The sequence below is a fragment of the Alistipes senegalensis JC50 genome, from assembly GCF_025145645.1.
Classification (GTDB): Bacteria; Bacteroidota; Bacteroidia; order Bacteroidales; family Rikenellaceae; genus Alistipes; species Alistipes senegalensis.
Genome location: NZ_CP102252.1, coordinates 2634428 through 2651983, shown reverse-complemented (window position 1 = coordinate 2651983; position 17556 = coordinate 2634428). Strand labels below are relative to the sequence as shown.

Genomic DNA, 17556 nt, shown 5'->3' with positions numbered 1-17556 from the left:
CATATTTTCAGTATTTTTGCTAATTTTGCAATAAAATAGTTAGGCATAAAAAATGGAACCATCTATATACAGTTATTCACTTTGCATTGCGCTACCGTTGATGTCGTTCTTCGGCTTTTATTTTTTGCTGGCTTCAACCCCGGAAAAAGCCATTTTCAATAATTATCTGCGTTCCCGGCGAATTATGGGGGTAGCCATACTGTTACTTGCAGCCAACTATTCGGTACATTTCTTTTTTGGAATCAGGTTCAAGAATACCGATGCCGCCATCCTGATGAACCTGGCCACCTATTTTTTGTGCTACTGGCTGTTCAGTTCGGCCCTCACCACTCTGCTTGACCGCTTTTATATCACCAAACGTAGGTTACGGACACATATCTGTCTATGGATACTGTTTTCCATCCTTTCCGGCATCGTTCTGCTGTTGTTACCCAAAGGTGGTTTACAGACAACGGCGATGTTTGCCTTGGCCGCATGGTTGGTTATCTATGGGCTGTTCCTGACCCGTAGGCTTCTCCGGGCCTATCACAGGGTCATCCGCATTTTCGATGACACCCGTGCGGACGATATCGGTGCCTATATCAAATGGCTCTCCATTTTCACCTACTGGGCTATCATATTCGGTGTGGGATGCGGACTGCTTACTTTCCTGCCTGATGAATACATCTATATCTGGATTCTGTCATCGGTACCGTTCTACATTTATCTCTTCCTTTGCTATCTGAACTATCTGCTGTTTTACGAACAGGTGGAAAACGCGATGGAGGATGGCATGACTTCTGAAGAGGAAGACCTGTGTGACACACACAAACCGGGAACAGGCACAGAGGCAGGATACCCCTTTTTCCATGCCGAAATAGCGAAAAAAATCAAAGGTTGGATCGATGCGGACGGTTATATCCGGCCCGGCCTTACCATAAAGGAGCTTTCAGATGTGCTTCATACCAACCGCACCTACCTGTCCGGGTACATCAAAACTACGTATGACATGTCGTTCCGCGATTGGATTACCGGACTTCGTATAGAATATGCGAAACGTCTGCTTGCGCGATATCCGAGGTTGACGATAGCCGACATCTCCGAGAAATCCGGTTTTTTGTCACCAAGCCATTTTATAAGGCTGTTCAAGGAAAATGCAGGCTGTACCCCTGTTAAATGGAAGAAAACAGAGGCGGAATAATACGGTGTGTGTGGATGGGGAAAATAGCCCAAGCGACAAAAAATAGCCTGAACGACAAAACCCAAAACGTTCTAAATCACAAAGATGTGCGATTCTGACAATTGAGACATTTTTTATAGGCAAGAATCGGGCTGAATTTAAATCTTTTCGCTTATTTTGTATGTTAAGTCTGGATTGGAAATTTAAAAAGCATATAAAAAATGAGCAAAAGAATCCTATTCTTCATTTTGTTTTCGTGGCAGGCATCGGCAGCTTTTCCGGCTTTTGCGCAGCAGAAAACAGACACAGTTTACACCTTCCGCTTCGTGCCGCAGAAGGACATGTTCTATGTGCCATGGAACGGTAATGGTCAGGAACTTACGCGCCTTCTAGAGTGCATCGAAAGTAACAAACCGGACATAGTGGAGGGACAGCTGCCTCTTTACGTGGACGGATACTGTAACTCCGGCAAGTCGGAACGGGCAAGCCTTGCCATTGCGAAGATACGTTCCAACCGTGTGAAATCAGAGTTGATCACCCGGAAAGGACTGCGTGAAAACAACTTCATCACCCGTAACCATGCCTCGGATGGCGACTTCGTGACGGTGCGTATCATACTGCCGAAAGAGAAAGTGCCGGCTATTGTGGAGGATACACATCCCGGTTACGAGGAAGAAAAGGAACAGTCACTCCGTGAAAACGACAAGGCTACAGAAACAATCCAAGACGCAGAGGAGACAAAGGCATCCTCCGGACAGGAAAATCAGCCTGAATCCGTACTGCCGGCATCATCCACAACTTTGGGATTATCACTGCGTGCCAACCTGCTGCGTTGGGCGACGTTCACGCCCGACCTCGGCATCGAGTGGCGCATCAACCCGTCATGGGGAATATCCGTGAACGGATCGTGGACTTCGTGGTCGTGGAATGAAAAGGACAGAAGATACGCCCTTTGGGAAGTGGCTCCCGAATTCCGCCATTATATAGGTAAGGAGAAGCGTGGCTACCTTGGTGTAATGTTCAAGACCGGGCAGTTCAATTATAAGCTCTCCGCGACAGGCAAACAGGGAGACCTTACGGGTGGAGGCATCACCGGAGGCTACCAACTGAAATTGAACAATGCCCTCTCGATGGACTTCTCCTTAGGGTTGGGCTATATCCATGCCGACTATGACAAGTATGTGGTCATCAACGGCGTGAGGGTAAGGCGCGGCAGCGAAACAAAGAACTGGTGGGGCCCCGTCTCGGCGGGTGTCACCCTGGTGTGGAACATCTTTTAGCGGAAAGGAGGAACAATGAATACAACGACAATCATACGACAGATAAAGGAATATATGGGAGCATACGGAAAGGCTTATGCCTTATTATATCTAATAGGTGCGGTGACCATACTGACCTCGTGCGTGAAGGACGACCTCTATGACACGCCGCACCCCGACCGTGGGGCGGTGGTCGTAACCACGGACTGGAGCGGAAAGAGCACCGAGGCGGACATACCGCAGGCATACACACTGCGCATCGGCGGGAGGGAACAGAACGTGAGCGCAGCGACCAACGTGTTCGACGCGCTGCTCGCGCCCGGTGGCTACGGTCTGACGGTGTACAACTCCCCGGAGGGGATTAGTATCGACGGAAACAAGGCAACGGTGAATCCGGTGGATCTGACGGGTGCAATAGAGCCGCACCCCGGCTACCTCTTCGCCTCGCACCAGGACATCAGCGTCGTGGCGGACGACACCCTGCACGTCACCGCCCCGATGAGACAATACGTGCGCAGGCTCGACATCGAACTGACCGCCACGGAAGGCGACTACAGCCGTGTACAGTCGGCTACGGCAACGCTCTCCGGCGTGGCTTCGGCAGCGGATATGGCAACAGGCGACCGGAGTGTAGCGGCACAAGTAACAAACGCTTTCAGGCAGGACGACAACAAGTTCACAATCTTTTTCCGACTGCTCGGCATCGTCCCGACGGAAACGCATACGCTGACGGTGGACATCACTTTCAACAACGGTGACACGCAGCGGGTAGTGAGCGACCTTACCGAGGCCATAAGGGACTTCAATAACGGCACCAAACCGGTTAAACTCACGGGTAATCTGCTTTTGCCCGTAGAGGCCGGGGTAACGGGCGCAACCATCACGGGCTGGAACGAGGTAGAAAGCGGCAATGGGGATGCTAACTGACGATAAATATTTTAATCAAAAAAACAAGATTATGACAATGAACATGAGGTTTTTCATTATTGCAGCAGCGGCAACGCTATTGGCTGCGTGTACACAAGAGAACGAGGTACAGAACAATCCGGAGGAAGCACGAATCACGGCAGGCGTGAGCGGGCCGAAGACCCGTGCTGTGGACAACGGGTGGAACGCCGACCGAATCGGCGTGATGGTGGTGGATGCCCCTGGCACGACCACGACCATGGGCGGCAAGTACAAGAACGTGGGATACGCAACCACGAGCACCGGCACCAACGCGGACTTCACCCCGATGACGGCGGGTGGCGGCATCTTCTTCGAGGACGCTTTCCTCGAGTTTACTTTTGCCGCCTACGCGCCTTACGCATCGGGCGCAAACGCCTCCACCCTGCCTGGTACAGACGGGAAGATTACGGTAAATACAAGCAACCAGCCCACGACCACGGAACAGGAGAAGGTGGACTACATCCATGCCACGGGAGCCAAGGCCGATAAAGACAGCCCGACCGTCAGCTTCACGGACAACACCGCCGCGGGCGGCAGCGACTGCTCCTTCAAGCACAAGATGGCCCGTCTTATCCTCAAGGTGCAGGTGTCGAACACCGACGGTTTCGACGACACTGCCGTGCTGGAATTCGCCGACTACAAGCTGGGCGGCCTGGTTCACGAGGGAACGTTCGATGTGAAGACCGGTACCGCCGCGACCGCGGGCAGCGTTGTGAGCGACTGGATGTTACGCCAGTGCACCGGTGCCCCGAAGACGGCCACGGACAAGTGCGTGGCAACCTTTGACGCCGCCACGGGCGTGATGACTTTCACCATGATCCTGCTCCCGCAGACACTCGCCAACGCTTTGGTGCTTGAGATATCTCCCGATGACGGGGAATACCAGAGCTACTCCAACAAGGACATGATCAAACCCGCGTTGGAGGCCGGTTATTCTTATACCTACACCATCACGGTGAAGAAGACGGGGCTGACCCTTAGCGGAAGCACCATCGAAAACTGGAACGACGGTGGTAGCCATGCGGGTGATGCAAAAATGTAGTGTGTCTGAAAGCCACTGCCGTGCATCAGGCGTAAGACGGAGGCACGCCATATATAATAAATGGTGCGGCAGCCCGCATCGCAACGGGCAGTGGCACAAAACGAAATAAATAAAGACAATATGAAAATAATAAGGAACATAGCGAGAAGGCCGTGGCCGCGCATCGGCGGCTGGTTGCCGGTTATGATGCTCATCTGTGGGGTGCTCGCTTCCTGTAGCAGTGAGGATGAAAGCACCGCGCCCCTGCCCGACGGCAAGTACCCGCTGCAACTGACGGCGGAGGTGGCGCAGCCGCAGACCCGCGCCGGAGGTAAGGATGCGTGGACGGGCGGCGAGGAGATTAGAGTGTCACTGGAAGGCGTGTTTGGTAACAAAACATACGTGATGGACGCATCGGGCAATGCAAGCCCGAAGGATGCCGATAATGCCTTCTATTGGAAGAACACCGATGAAGCCCGCGTCAGTGCATGGACCCCGGACATAGAATCGGAAACGGATATTTCCGACCAAAGTGGCGGGTACGCCGCTTTCGATGTCCTGTACGCCAGTGCCATAGGGCGTTATGACCAAGCCATAAATCTCCGTTTCATCCACCGCATGGCGAAAATCGAAGTAATTCTCAAAGCTGGCGAAGGCATTACGGAAGAGGAGTTGGAGGGTGCGACCGTCACCATTTTCGGAGACCCGCTAACGCACTCAACCGCCGGCTTGGTATCACCGGGTGACCAATCGGACGGCGAGATAAAGCCCTATTACGATGCCGCAACGAAGAAATACGAGGCGTTAGTGCCGCCGCAGGATATGACGGGCAAGCCGCTCATCCGAATCAGCATAGGCAGCAATGACTTTACCTACACTCCCGAAACAGAAGCTGCCGGCAAATTTGGGTTTTTCGGTGGCAAGCGGTATGCCTACACCATCACCGTGAAAGCCAACGGCATTGATGTGCAGTCGGTGACCAGTGGCACGTGGGTTGCAAATGGCGAGGAGAACGTCACCTCCAAAAGGGTAAAGCAAAGATTCACGGCGGATGAACTTAAAATCGGTGACTACTTCTACTCCGACGGTACGTGGAGCGACGGCGGCCTGCGCAAAATCTATACTGACGGCAGTATGAAGATAGCAAGCCCCAAGCCTGCTCCCGTACTCCAAACAAAAAGTGAAATAGAAAGAAGAGTCATCGGTATCGTTTTCCAGACGGACCCGAGCCGTATCGGCACTGCCGAAAAGTCCAAATTGGGCGAAGGGAATGTGCATGGCCTTGTAATGGCCTTAAAGAACACCGCAACAGATATCCAATGGAGCCATGAAGAGAATAATTTGGAAGACGTGAAAGACTGCTGGTCCAAGTCTGAAATCTACTCTGACATCAGCGGTCTGCACAATTACACCAAGATTCTTGACCATGCAAATAGTATCGGTGGAATTGAGGCATATCCGGCCTTCGAAGCCGTCGAGAAATGGAATGATATGTACAGTATAAATGAATACCGCCCACCTCGTAATACCACAGGCTGGTTTATTCCTTCCTCCGGTCAGTGGTGGGACATCCTTCAGAATCTGGGCGGTTGTCCGGCTATGGCGGATAAAGGTCAGCAAACCTCGTCGGATTCCGGTGATTTCCGTTGGCTAGGTCAAGGCGATGTTCCAGCTGCCTTGAATGCTTGGATGAATAAAATTGCAGCCGACAGCAAGAATGATTTTACCACCGGTGACCGTTTTTGGTCGTCATCGGAGTTAAATCAGTTCCGCGCACGGAACTGGAACGTGTACTCCTCTGATTACGTGTGCTGCGACTTTGTCTATAAGAAATGGAGTAACGCTGTCCGTCCCGTCCTTGCTTTCTGAACTATTTGCCTATTTAGTCCTTTAAGAATATGAAGATACAAAACATATACCACCTCTTGCAAGCTGCGTTGCTCCTGCTGCTTGTATCCTGCACGCAAGAAGAGTTCCCTGCCGTGCAAGACAAGGCGCAGCAACTGACAATCTCCGTTACCGATGGCGGATATACATCGGCTGTTGAGAATATGAAAACCCGTGTCGAGACCCGTGCCGTGGAGAACGGCTACACCACCGAGTTCACCGAAGGCGATGCCTGCGGATTCTACATGGTGCGCGGCGGAAAGCCGGTTTATTCAAACGTGAAGCTGACAGCCGAAAAGGATGCCGCCACGGGCGGCATCATGTGGAAAACCGACGGTACGACGCTTGCCGCCGGAATGGATGGAGAGAGCTACTACCTCTACTATCCTTATCAGGCGGACATGGCGGGCAAGACTGCCACACCTGCGGAGGGGGCGGTCATGACCGATGCCGAGTTCTTCAAGCCGCTCATTGATGGCTGGCAACCCGGGGACGACCAGAGCACCCATGCCGCTTACACCGCCTCCGACCTGATGACAGCCGGAGGCTCAACGACAGGGACGGGCAACACCATCCACCTCTCTTTCGCCATGAAACACCGCATGGCGTTGGCCGTCATCGAGATGCCGAAGACCGTTTACAAGTTTATCGACGCGAATGTTCCCGACTACACCGTGGGGGCAGAAGCTACGTTCACAGGCACCGCCAAGCCGCTGCGCATGGCTGACGGCACTTACCGCTACTTGGTGCACTCGTCCATGCCGACTATCGAGGGATGTTATGACGGGGGGAACAGGGAGTTTACCATCACCACGTCCGCGTCCCATCCTGTCGTAGGGGAATACAAGAGATACAAGGTGGACGGCGCGGCGGAAACCATAAAGAACGTCACCTATGCCGAATCGGGCATTGCCCGCATCGGAGACTTCTACTGCACGAAAAATAACGGTACGACGGGGTATCTGATTCCGAAAGAGGCGGACGAAACGACGGTGCAGGCGGCTAAAGTCGTCGGCATCGTTTTCCAGACGGACAAGAGCCGTATCGGTGCAAAGGAAAAAGAGAAGTTAGGCGGAGAAGGTAATGTCCATGGCCTTGTCATGGCTGTGAAGAATATCGCGACAAGACAAGCGTGGGGCCTTTTCGGTATGGATGAGGGGCTTACAACATGCAGGACGAAAGCCGATAACTACAACGACATCAGCGGTTACGGAAATTGCGAGCATATCCGCACCAATCGCGGCAACTTCGACAGTTATCCCGCATTCAAGGCCGCCTATGATTATAACACGACCTGTCCGGTTCCTGCGACCACGACCGGCTGGTATCTTCTAGCCTCCGGCCAATGGTGGGACATCCTGCAAAATCTGGGCGGTTGTCCGGCTTTGGCGGACGTTACCCAGCAAACCTCGCCAGACACTGGAGAATTCCTCTGGAAGAGCCAAGGAGATGTTCCCGCCGCTTTGAACAAATGGATGGAGAATATCGCCGTTGGGGACAAGGATACATTCAACAACCTCGTCTCGTTTTGTTCGTCTTCGGAGCACTCGAAGTACCACACATGGTACTGGATTTTGAACAACTTCCAAGGCATGGTGCGCTGCATCTGGGCAAGTAAATTCGACGGCAGTGACAATGTGCGTCCCGTCCTTGCTTTCTGAGAAACCGGTGTACTGACGACTGTTTCCAAAAGCTGTTAGGACAGTATTCGGATAAAGAAAGGAGGAAGTGTTGTATGCTCTTCCATCTGTTGGGAGAAGAAGGATAGAAAGATTTTGTTGAGTCTTGTGGCAGGTCGAGCTTGCAAGGTCTGCCGTGGTAAGAAATTGCATTTTGAATAAGAAGTGATACGGATGGAAAAGAAACGAATGCCATTGCAGCATAAAATCATTTTCGGATATATCATCTTAGTGGCGGTCATAGGCAGTATGATCGCCATTTTGATATATGAGCGGCGGCAGATGCGGGAAGTGGAAGGCAGCGTGGCACGGCTGTGGAGGATGTACGAGGACATACACATCGCCCATCGCCACGTCACCGGGCTTGCCCTGCAAGGCGAGGCTGCGGCAGGATGGAGTGATGCGGAAAGGGACAAATACCATACGCATCGCATGAGAACGGACAGTATGCTCGGCGTACTCGGACAACGGTACTCTACAATCATACCTGGCGGCGAAATAGACACTCTGCGTCGCTTTCTTGCCGAAAAAGATACAATACTCGTGGCGATAATGGAAACTCATAGGGAACAGTGGAAGAGGGCTGCCATGGGCAAGCGGCTGGCAAAAGATCTACCCGGAGCGGTGAAAGAAGCTACCCGCAGAGGCAGTGAAAAAACGGAAGTACTCATCGCAACGGTCGCAGAATCGGAACTCTCCGGCAGCGTCATCACCGAGCCCGGCTAGACGGAACCAGCAAAAACGAGGCTTACCGTCCTGTACGACCGTATCCCGAAACGCTGTACGACCAGCGGGAGAGGAAACTCAAAAAAATGGTTCTCCTCGAACAGTCGAGGAGAACCACCTATCAAAAGTACAATATTCTATCTTCTCTCACCTCTTTGTGTTTACTTTTACGAGAGTAGCAGCGCATTTTTATCCGCTTTACGTTTATCTGCCCGGCAGTTTGCAGATCCTGTCAGGAATTTGCGCGTGTACGCCTTGGCGTCGGATATTCATCTGTCTATTGCCTTTTTAGCCGCTTTCTTCGTTTTAGAAAGTCTTGATGGAAACACCATCAAAATAATCCTGGAAGATGATAGGTCCTGTGATTGTGCGCTTCGATGTATAGACGAACTTCCGCACAGGACGGAACCACTCGGCATCCACATACAGAATCTGGCCGGTGTACGGCTCCAAAATCGGAAGGGATTTCGATGACCCGCCCAAACGCGGTCCAGTAACCCAAACCCTCTCACCCGGGGCATAGGTATGGTTGGTACTCATTTCTTGGTGAGGTATATAACAGACATTGCCAAAATAGGATCTGCCGTCACCTTCGCCCCACGACCTTGCCTGATACCAGCCGAGCTGGTGGGCGTGCGTGCACTTCTCGGTCAGGTCTATGGCTTCTTCGATGGAGCAGGTCTTCTCTGGAAAGAGGGTACCGCCGGAAGAAGCGTTCATAAGCCCGAGAGCCTCCATAAATGCCATGGCTTCCTTGGCCCAAGGGGCAATGCGGATGTGATCGGAGTATTTATCCAACCCAGAAACGAACTCCGTATATGAGTATACTCCGCACTCTTCTATATACCTAAGGGCACGGTACATCACGGCGGCCATCTCTTGGCGGGAGACAGGGGAGTCGTCTGCCGGGGCTTTTCCGCCAAGAGCCTTGTCCAGACCAATGGAGGACGCCGTGGCCTCGCTGCCGGTAAGTTCTTTCACGAGATGCTCGGCCAGCGAGTTGAGCTGGCGGTGATTCAGGGGAAGTGTATAATCATTGCCAAGGACACTTTCATCCAAGAGGTTGTCATTGAGGGCGAAGTTCACACTACTCTGGAAGGCAGGACTCATCTTTGAGTCCGACTTTTTTTTGAGAATGAACATCCCCGGCTGTGCCGTGGTCTTCAGAAGGGCACTCTCCTCGAACTGTTTTGTCATGTCGGCCATGGCGTCCCTATAGCTCTCGTATGTTCCCTCTGTGCCGCTTGCCTGCCATTCTGCTTTGGTTATGTGCCTCTGGTCATAGCCTTCGGAGTGTCCGCACCAGATGCAACTGTACCACCATACATGCTGCCCGGCGGAGTTGACTCCGACATAAGCCTGGTCATCAGCAACAGGCTGATCATACTGATGAGCCCGGACCTCCCACGTTGGCCTGTTCATACTGAACACGTGTTTGTCATTGTGTTCGCACTTTCCGCAGATTTTGCAGGAATAATAATATTCCGGCCAATTGCTACAGGTGCCGTACCTGAAAACCTTGTCTGCCGCAGCTACCTTGTCGGTGAATACGTGGCTTGTGCAGAACGGTTTGGCTGCCGTCGCACCGGCTTCCTGTGCGGAGTGCACGTCGCCGGAGTAGGTTTTCAGCGAGAACAGTGTGCGGAAACTCCAGGTCGGACGGCTGAACATCGCCCTTACATCGGCTACAGCAGTCTCCGGGATAAAGAGCGTGGCACGCTGGGTATGGAAGAGGTAACTGAACTCGGGGCAGTAGATATCGCTGTGTTCCGGTGTATAACCCTGCATTACTGCGAATATGGCGCGTATGAACTTTACCGCATCGACTTTGTCGCTGAGCCAGACTTCCCTGATGTTGAATGGGCCTTGTATGGTATTGTTGACGTCCGATGCCACATCTCCATATATGCGCTCGTCATCGGTATCTACGATTACCTTGGTGACAAGCATATTCTTATGCCCGATGAACTCATCTCCGAACTCGCGCATGGCACGGAACGCCGCGTGATACGTATTATTGATGGTTATCACGTCAAGCGGGCTCACATCCGGGCAAGCAGCATCGGCCTCGGCGATTGAATACGCTTTCTGCGATGCGCGGTATGAGTCCTTGTTGAGCTCATAGTCCGTTGGGCTGCTCTGTGCCAGATCACGCATCGAGCCTTTTCCACCGGCTCCAACAGGCATGGATACCTCAATGTCGATGAAGTAAGGAGCGCTGCGCTCGACCTTGGCCTGCACTCCGTTGACTGTGGCGCTGATGCGGCTGCCGTCGATGTAGTAGTCGTTGTCCTTGAATATGTAATCGGTGTCGTACTTGCCCGAAGGGTCTACCATGAACTTGATCCGGGCCTTGTATATGAACCCGTCCTTGAAGAACATGTCCCCTTCATCGTCCTCGCGGAAATCCCCGATCCAGTCAATCTCCTGGACTTGGATGCCGCCCGTGGCGGCAAGGTCTCCGAACTCGGTCTTCGCAGATGTGAACTGCATCTCGCGTGCATCGAAAAGCGACATCCCCGGGGTCGGAACCTGTATAGTGAAATCCACTGACTTGATCTTCGGCTTGCTCTGGGCCGAACTATCCAAAGGCAGCAGCAGTGCCGCCACTGAAAGTAGAAATAATATCTTTTTCATGACTCTACCTGCTGCCGTCTACGAAGATGAACCCTTCCGGGAAGACATATTCGTTGTTTATGTACTTGACTTCCAGTAACGGACATTCCGTGAATTCTTGATAGGTCTCCATAAGGAAATTCTCCTTCAGGCTGGAGTTCAGCTTGACAGTCTTGAGCGCTTTGCATCCGGAGAAGCAGAACCCTTCGAATTCCTTGACATTGGAGAGGTCGAGCGAGGTGATGCCGCTGTCCGAGAATGCGCTGTTGCCGACCTTGGTCACGCTCGCCGGGATATCCACATTCTTGAGGTTCTTGCAGCCACTGAACATGGATGAATAAATTTCGCTCAGATTCTCCGGAAGCATCACTTCTGTGAGATTGACGCAGCCCTCGAACATATCGTAACTCATCAGTCCGACGCGGCGTGGGAACTTGACGTTTTTCAGATTTATGCACTTCTGGAAACAGCCGTGGACTTCATCCATGACGTCGTTTTCGAAGACTACTTTCGTGAGGTTCTTGCAGCCGTAGAAAGCCGAACCCTGAACTATCTTGACCGAGGCCGGGATTACTATTTCAGTTATAGGAGTCTCGCGGAATGCCGAATTGGAAATCTCCGTCAACGTGGACGGAAGTTTCACGGACTTGATGGCGGTGCCGGAGAAAATATTGCCACGCATTTCCGTCACCGGATATTTTTTACCGTTGTATGTGACATAGTCCGGGATCACGATGTTCTTGCCGGCAACGGCCGTCTTCGCCACTTCCGAGATGAATGCGTGGGATGCGCCGCCGTTGTTGGAGTTGTGCAGGACATACAGGACTCCCTCGATGTCAACCGTAGCACCTGCCCCGACCTCCTCAATCACTTTCCCGGTCTGGCCGGACGCTGATGTCGTGATGCTTTTTTTGTTCGGCTGCGGATCCCAGACGGTCCAGTTGGCTTTGTGGGCGTTCTCATAGCCTCCGTGAGCATTGAAATATGCCTTGGTCTCATCACTGATCCACTTGTCTTTAAGTGTGAAGAGCGGAGTGAGGGATGAGCGGATCAGGGTTTTGTACTCGCGAGAGTCAAGCACGGAGGCGATTTTGTTGTGGATGCCGTTGATGACCCACTGGTAAGTGTCGGCGCCGTATTCTTCTTTGGCTTCGTTGTATTGCTCGACCATCTTGTTCAATGCGCCCACGCGAGCCCAAAGTTCGCCCTTGACGATCTCATCGTATCTCCAATGTGCCGGGGTGAGGGTTTTGATGTAGCCGTCGGCAAAGCAGTCGTCGAGCATCAGAAACTCGGCTACAAGGCTCTGGTTGTCGAGCTCATAGACATTCGGCTGTTTTTCACTCCAGTTCACCTGATCGGATGCCTCTCTCGGCGGCATCACCGGCTTTACCGATTTGATCCCATACGTTGCCTCGACAGGGTATCCGAGTGGCGCAAAAAGAGCAGTGTGGGTCTCCGGCAACCTGACGGTGGGAGCTTCGTCTTCAGCGTTCTTATTGTTGTCCGGCCCCACCATGGCGTCGTGGCGCTTTTGGAGTTCGCTGTCGAGACTTGAAGTGTTACCGGACTTTTCCGGAAGTTTTTTGGGCGCTACTTCCTGTTTGACTTTCTGTTCTATCTTCTTTGCGGCGTTCTTGAGTCTTTCCTTGAAAGACTGCGCAGATGCGCATGGCGCTCCGGAGAGGACAACCAGACTAAGAATAAGAAGTGTACGTGGAATAAGAAGTGTACGTGCGTTCATAAAATATTTGGTATTTAAAAATCCGTTGGCGGAATTAGATTGATAAAAAGATTTATGTATAAAAAGTTGTGCATATTGTTGATATTTAGCAAATTAAAACTTTTCAATAGAAAATATAGTAACACAATATTAGCAAAAAATCCTAACCCATACAAGCAAATAGTCGGCAATTTGGTCAATGAATCAGGGAATATGTCAAGAAGAGGAGTAGTTCTCAGACCTTGAAATAGAGGCATTGAACATGACATCAAAGGCTGTTGGCATTGACAGTGAGTCATTGTTGTTTGCAAAGTTACAGGAATATAGTATTGAAATTCACAATCTTATATTCCGCAGACAATACAATGACAGACGTAAAATTACTTTGTCCCTATGTAATACAATCCGGGAAAGAATAGCCGCAGAAATAGATGGAGGCGAAGATTATTTCTGCATTGATTCAAAACCGATAGAAGTATGTCGTTTTGCTCGTTCCAAGCGTTGCAGAAGGATGATGACGGATAATGAGTTATAAAGGTATGGAAACGGAAATGACATCCACCATGCCGCAGGAAATATACAACCAGCACCTGATGCAGCGTGGAGGAAAATAAGCTTGGGAGGCTATGGCGAATTCCGACCTTAAAATATCCGACCTTGACGAACATGCCGTCATGGGCGCGGTACCTGGGGGCATCAAATGCGGACGTTTGCCCGAAGCGACCATAAGGGAGGATTTGCCGACCATCCTCGAAAAATTCAACCTGTTGCATGAAGGAAAACTTAACAACGCTTCTGCGGTTTTGTTCGGACGTGATTTTTATTATTATCCCCAATGTCTGCTTCGTCTGGCGTGTTTCAAAGGTACGACAATATTGGTATGAAGTAGTAATTTCGTTATTGGATATCGAGGTGATATTTTTTCTCGTGCAATAATTTTATTATTTTTATGCTAGTTATTTGAGATTGTGAACGCCAACGCAAGCAGCAGCAAGTGGAATCGTTGCCTTTTCGTTGCCTCGTCCTATTATAAAAAATACAACAGCCCAATTTTTCAGACTATTGCCTTTTTTTAAGGGTCCTAATAGGGTGCCTTGTATCTTATATTCCCTGCCCCTGTGTCGGTAGCGACCAGCGCAGCCAAGGTGTCGGAGAGGTAGGGCGTTGTGGCGCGGGGATGCAAAAATAGCCCTGGAAACCCGAAAAAACGAAGTTTTTTATTTGCTTTCTCGGATTATTTACTATCTTTACTTCAGTTATTTGAGGTGGTGAATATCGGCGTAATATGCGGAAAACAGAGCCGTCGCCTAATCGTTACCTTATCCCATCATAAACCGTGCAAATTTCTAAAGTCCAACCAACTGTATGGATTTAGGGCTAAACCATATAAGAATTGTGTGATAGGTTAAATGTGAGCATATACTCTTTCCCTATGAAATGCCACCCAATCCGTCGCACTACGGATATGGGTGAAGATTATTCTCACAATCGGGACTATATTGGCAAATATTGGAATCGCAAGTATATTCGGGCTATTCAAGCTGTTCTTAATAGTACAAAAGGTAAAATAGGCAAGGGAACATCTTTTTTCATGAAAGCCTTTGGCGAAAATATCGAAGAGTACCATAAACTCCTTGAGATACCTGAAACCATGATTATTTATCGCTATTTCTTCGAATGGCTTGGGCTTGAAAATGGAGGAAAGAAAATGACTATTGAAATCTTAGGAAATGATTCAATATGCAATGCGTCAACACATTCATGGTGGAAAGCCTTTTGTGATTGCAAAAAATGTATCACCCAAAGAATGGGAAATGACATTGAATATTATTCACAGAAACGATTTTAGCAAATCATACTTACCGGAAACCTTTATATTGATACATTATAGGATATTACGTCAATTATCGACAAGCTATTATCGAACCCAATACGGATCTATATAAACTCAAACAAGTATACAACCAGAATCCGCTAAAAGAATTAAAGCGGAATCAGAAAATAAAAGGAAAGTAAAACTATGTAATACTGTCTGGTATTATAAATGCATGACAAAAGAAAATAAAAGAAAAACCGTCTTACAACATGCTGTAAGACGGTTTTAGTGAGGTCTGAAGCAGACGCACCAGCCCTCGCCGTGGATCAACGACTACGGGCAGTTCTCCATCATGCCCGTACGCGGACGCGACAAGGTCGATGAGGAGAGCCGCCAGAGCTGGTTTTCGCACCAGTCGGAGGAGGCACGCCCCTACTATTATTCGGTATACCTCGCCGACCACGACATCAAGGCCGAGATCGCCCCGACCGAGCGGGCTGCGATCATGCGTTTCACGTTCCCCGAATCGGACGAGTCGGGCGTGGTGATCGACGCTTTCGACCGCGGATCGTACATCAGGGTCATGCACGACAAACGGACTGTCGTGGGATACACCACGCGCAACAGCGGAGGTGTGCCCGACAACTTCAAGAACTGGTTTATCGTGCGCTTCGACCGGAAGATCCGGGATTTCCAGATCTATGACGGCACGAAGCCCGTCGAAGGCGAACAGTTAGTCGGCGAACACGCCCTCGTGCGGGTAGGTTTCGAAACCCGGCGCGGAGAGCAGGTAACGGTACGCGCAGCCTCGTCGTTCATATCGCAGATGCAGGCCGTACAAAACCTCGGGGAGCTGGGAAAAGATGATTTCGAAACCGTAAAGGCCAAGGCGCAGAAGCGTTGGGACGAGGTGCTCGGACGCATCGAGGTTGCGGGAGGAACCGTAGGCCAGTACCGCACGTTCTATTCGTGTCTATACCGCTCGACGCTCTTTCCGCGGAAATTCTACGAGATCGACAAAAGCGGTAACCCCGTCCATTACAGCCCCTACAACGGTGAGGTCCTGCCAGGCTATATGTACACCGACACGGGATTCTGGGACACCTTCCGCAGTCTGTTCCCGCTGCTGAACCTCGTCTATCCGTCGGTCAACGCCGAGATTCAGGCAGGACTGGCCAACGCCTACCGCGAGAGCGGATTCCTGCCCGAATGGGCATCGCCCGGACACCGCGGATGCATGGTCGGAAACAACTCGGCGTCGGTCGTTTCGGATGCCATCCTGAAAGGTGTCACCCCCGAGGAAGACATTGCGACGCTCTACGAGGCGATGCTCGCAGGACGCCGGAAGGTACACCCCACGGTGAGCTCCACGGGGCGCCTCGGACACGAGTACTACAACACACTGGGATACATCCCCTACGATGTGGGCATCAACGAGAATGTCGCACGCACGCTCGAATACGCCTACGACGACTGGTGCATCGCACAGGTGGCGAAGATGCTCGGCAAGGACGAAGATGCGAAACGGCTGGAAAAGGCGTCACAAAATTACAGGAATGTCTTCGACCCCGAAATGAAGTTAATGCGTGGGCGCAATGCCGACGGGACGTTCCAGTCGCCGTTCAGCCCCTACAAATGGGGCGATGCATACACAGAGGGCAACGCATGGCACTACACATGGTCGGTATTTCACGATGTCGGCGGTTTGATCGACCTGATGGGAGCCCGCAAGAGCTTTGCGCAGATGTTCGACTCAATGTTCGTGGTGCCGCCGATCTACGACGACAGCTACTACGGATCCGCATCCACGAAATCACCGAGATGCAGGTGGCCGACATGGGCAACTACGCCCACGGAAACCAGCCTGCACAGCACATGATCTACCTCTATGACTACTGCGGACAGCCCCACAAGGCCCAGTGGTGGGTGCGCGAGGTGATGGATCGCCTCTACTCCGCCAAACAAGACGGATACTGCGGAGACGAGGACAACGGACAGACATCGGCATGGTATGTATTCTCGGCCTTGGGGTTTTATCCCGTGTGCCCCGCTTCGGATGAATACGCCGTCGGATCGCCCCTGTTCAAACACGCGACGATCCACCTCGAAAACGGAAACGACATCGTGATCGAGGCCCCGGAGAACTCTCCGGAAAACAGATATGTCGGCAGCATGACCTTTGACGGCGAGGAGCTGGAAAAACCCTGCCTCAAATATTCAGAACTCAAAATGGGAGCAAAGATACTTTTTGACATGCAAGCTCAAAAATAATATTTGTCCCGAAACCCATATACTCTTTGGGTAATCGGAAGGATAATAAAATTAAAGAACCGTGACATTCCGTTCTGGTTCTTATTTTCTATGAAGCAGTTCTAACAAAATGAGGGTCGAGAAAAAGGTGTAATTCAAAATTAACAATTCCCTTAAATTCATTATTGCGTAGATATTGCCCGGATCATGCTTTCTTTATAATAAAACCCACACTATATACCTTGCAACATTCTATTCCAATCTCATACAATCAATCATCCAAAGTAAAATCCCGTAACGCTCAGAGTAAACTTTTCCGTCCGTCCGAATTTAATATTTTCTCTATATCCGTGTGGCTAAACCTACCTCTCAATCCATATTCAAGCGTTAACAAATCTCTTCGACTCGGGAACGAAACGGGTAATTCCAATCTACATCGACTTCAAGCCACTTCTTAAAATAACGATGTTCG

Annotated in this window: 9 protein-coding genes and 4 pseudogenes; 11 read left to right on the top strand and 2 right to left on the bottom strand. The window is 51.0% G+C overall.

The annotated features are described in order from the left end of the window. Positions 1-52: 52 nt before the first annotated feature. From NQ519_RS10510 to NQ519_RS10480, 7 genes and pseudogenes are all read left to right on the top strand, one after another. Positions 53-1180, top strand: a pseudogene (locus tag NQ519_RS10510) (helix-turn-helix domain-containing protein). Between the two features lie 200 nt (positions 1181-1380). Further along, positions 1381-2439 carry a DUF3575 domain-containing protein gene (locus NQ519_RS10505; protein ID WP_019151200.1) on the top strand — a complete coding sequence of 353 codons (1059 nt, stop codon included), beginning with the start codon at positions 1381-1383 and terminating at the stop codon, positions 2437-2439. Positions 2440-2454: 15 nt separating this feature from the next. Beyond that, the gene (locus tag NQ519_RS10500; protein WP_019151201.1) at positions 2455-3345 is read left to right on the top strand and encodes a FimB/Mfa2 family fimbrial subunit; all 891 of its coding nucleotides are present in this window, start codon (positions 2455-2457) and stop codon (positions 3343-3345) included. 31 nt (positions 3346-3376) lie between these two features. Next, positions 3377-4408, top strand: a complete 1032-nt coding sequence (locus NQ519_RS10495) for a fimbrillin family protein (protein ID WP_026076624.1) — start codon at positions 3377-3379, stop codon at positions 4406-4408. Positions 4409-4528: 120 nt separating this feature from the next. After that, positions 4529-6256 (top strand): fimbrillin family protein, encoded by a 1728-nt coding sequence (locus NQ519_RS10490; RefSeq protein WP_044118802.1) that lies wholly within the window; start codon positions 4529-4531, stop codon positions 6254-6256. A gap of 29 nt (positions 6257-6285) precedes the next feature. Continuing rightward, the gene (locus NQ519_RS10485; RefSeq protein ID WP_019151204.1) at positions 6286-7935 is read left to right on the top strand and encodes a fimbrillin family protein; all 1650 of its coding nucleotides are present in this window, start codon (positions 6286-6288) and stop codon (positions 7933-7935) included. Positions 7936-8127: 192 nt separating this feature from the next. Beyond that, a complete protein-coding gene (locus NQ519_RS10480) occupies positions 8128-8679 on the top strand; it encodes a hypothetical protein (protein WP_019151205.1) in 552 nt (183 codons plus the stop codon). Between the two features lie 306 nt (positions 8680-8985). Here NQ519_RS10480 and NQ519_RS10475 read toward each other — a convergent pair whose 3' ends face one another. Together NQ519_RS10475 and NQ519_RS10470 are read right to left on the bottom strand one after the other, a co-directional pair. Then, positions 8986-11316, bottom strand: a complete 2331-nt coding sequence (locus NQ519_RS10475; RefSeq protein ID WP_019151206.1) for a hypothetical protein — start codon at positions 11314-11316, stop codon at positions 8986-8988. A 4-nt stretch (positions 11317-11320) separates the two neighbouring features. Continuing rightward, positions 11321-13039 (bottom strand): leucine-rich repeat domain-containing protein, encoded by a 1719-nt coding sequence (locus tag NQ519_RS10470; RefSeq protein ID WP_019151207.1) that lies wholly within the window; start codon positions 13037-13039, stop codon positions 11321-11323. A 54-nt stretch (positions 13040-13093) separates the two neighbouring features. Between NQ519_RS10470 and NQ519_RS10465 the strand changes: the two are divergent. From NQ519_RS10465 to NQ519_RS10450, 4 genes and pseudogenes are all read left to right on the top strand, one after another. Continuing rightward, positions 13094-13523: pseudogene (locus NQ519_RS10465) on the top strand (transposase family protein); the annotation flags it as partial. 13 nt (positions 13524-13536) lie between these two features. After that, positions 13537-13890, top strand: a pseudogene (locus tag NQ519_RS10460) (ATP-dependent DNA helicase RecG); the annotation flags it as partial. A gap of 560 nt (positions 13891-14450) precedes the next feature. Then, positions 14451-14867, top strand: a complete 417-nt coding sequence (locus NQ519_RS10455) for a hypothetical protein (protein WP_227901125.1) — start codon at positions 14451-14453, stop codon at positions 14865-14867. A 259-nt stretch (positions 14868-15126) separates the two neighbouring features. Further along, positions 15127-17105 (top strand): annotated as a pseudogene (locus tag NQ519_RS10450) (GH92 family glycosyl hydrolase); the annotation flags it as partial. Between the last annotated feature and the right edge of the window lie 451 nt (positions 17106-17556).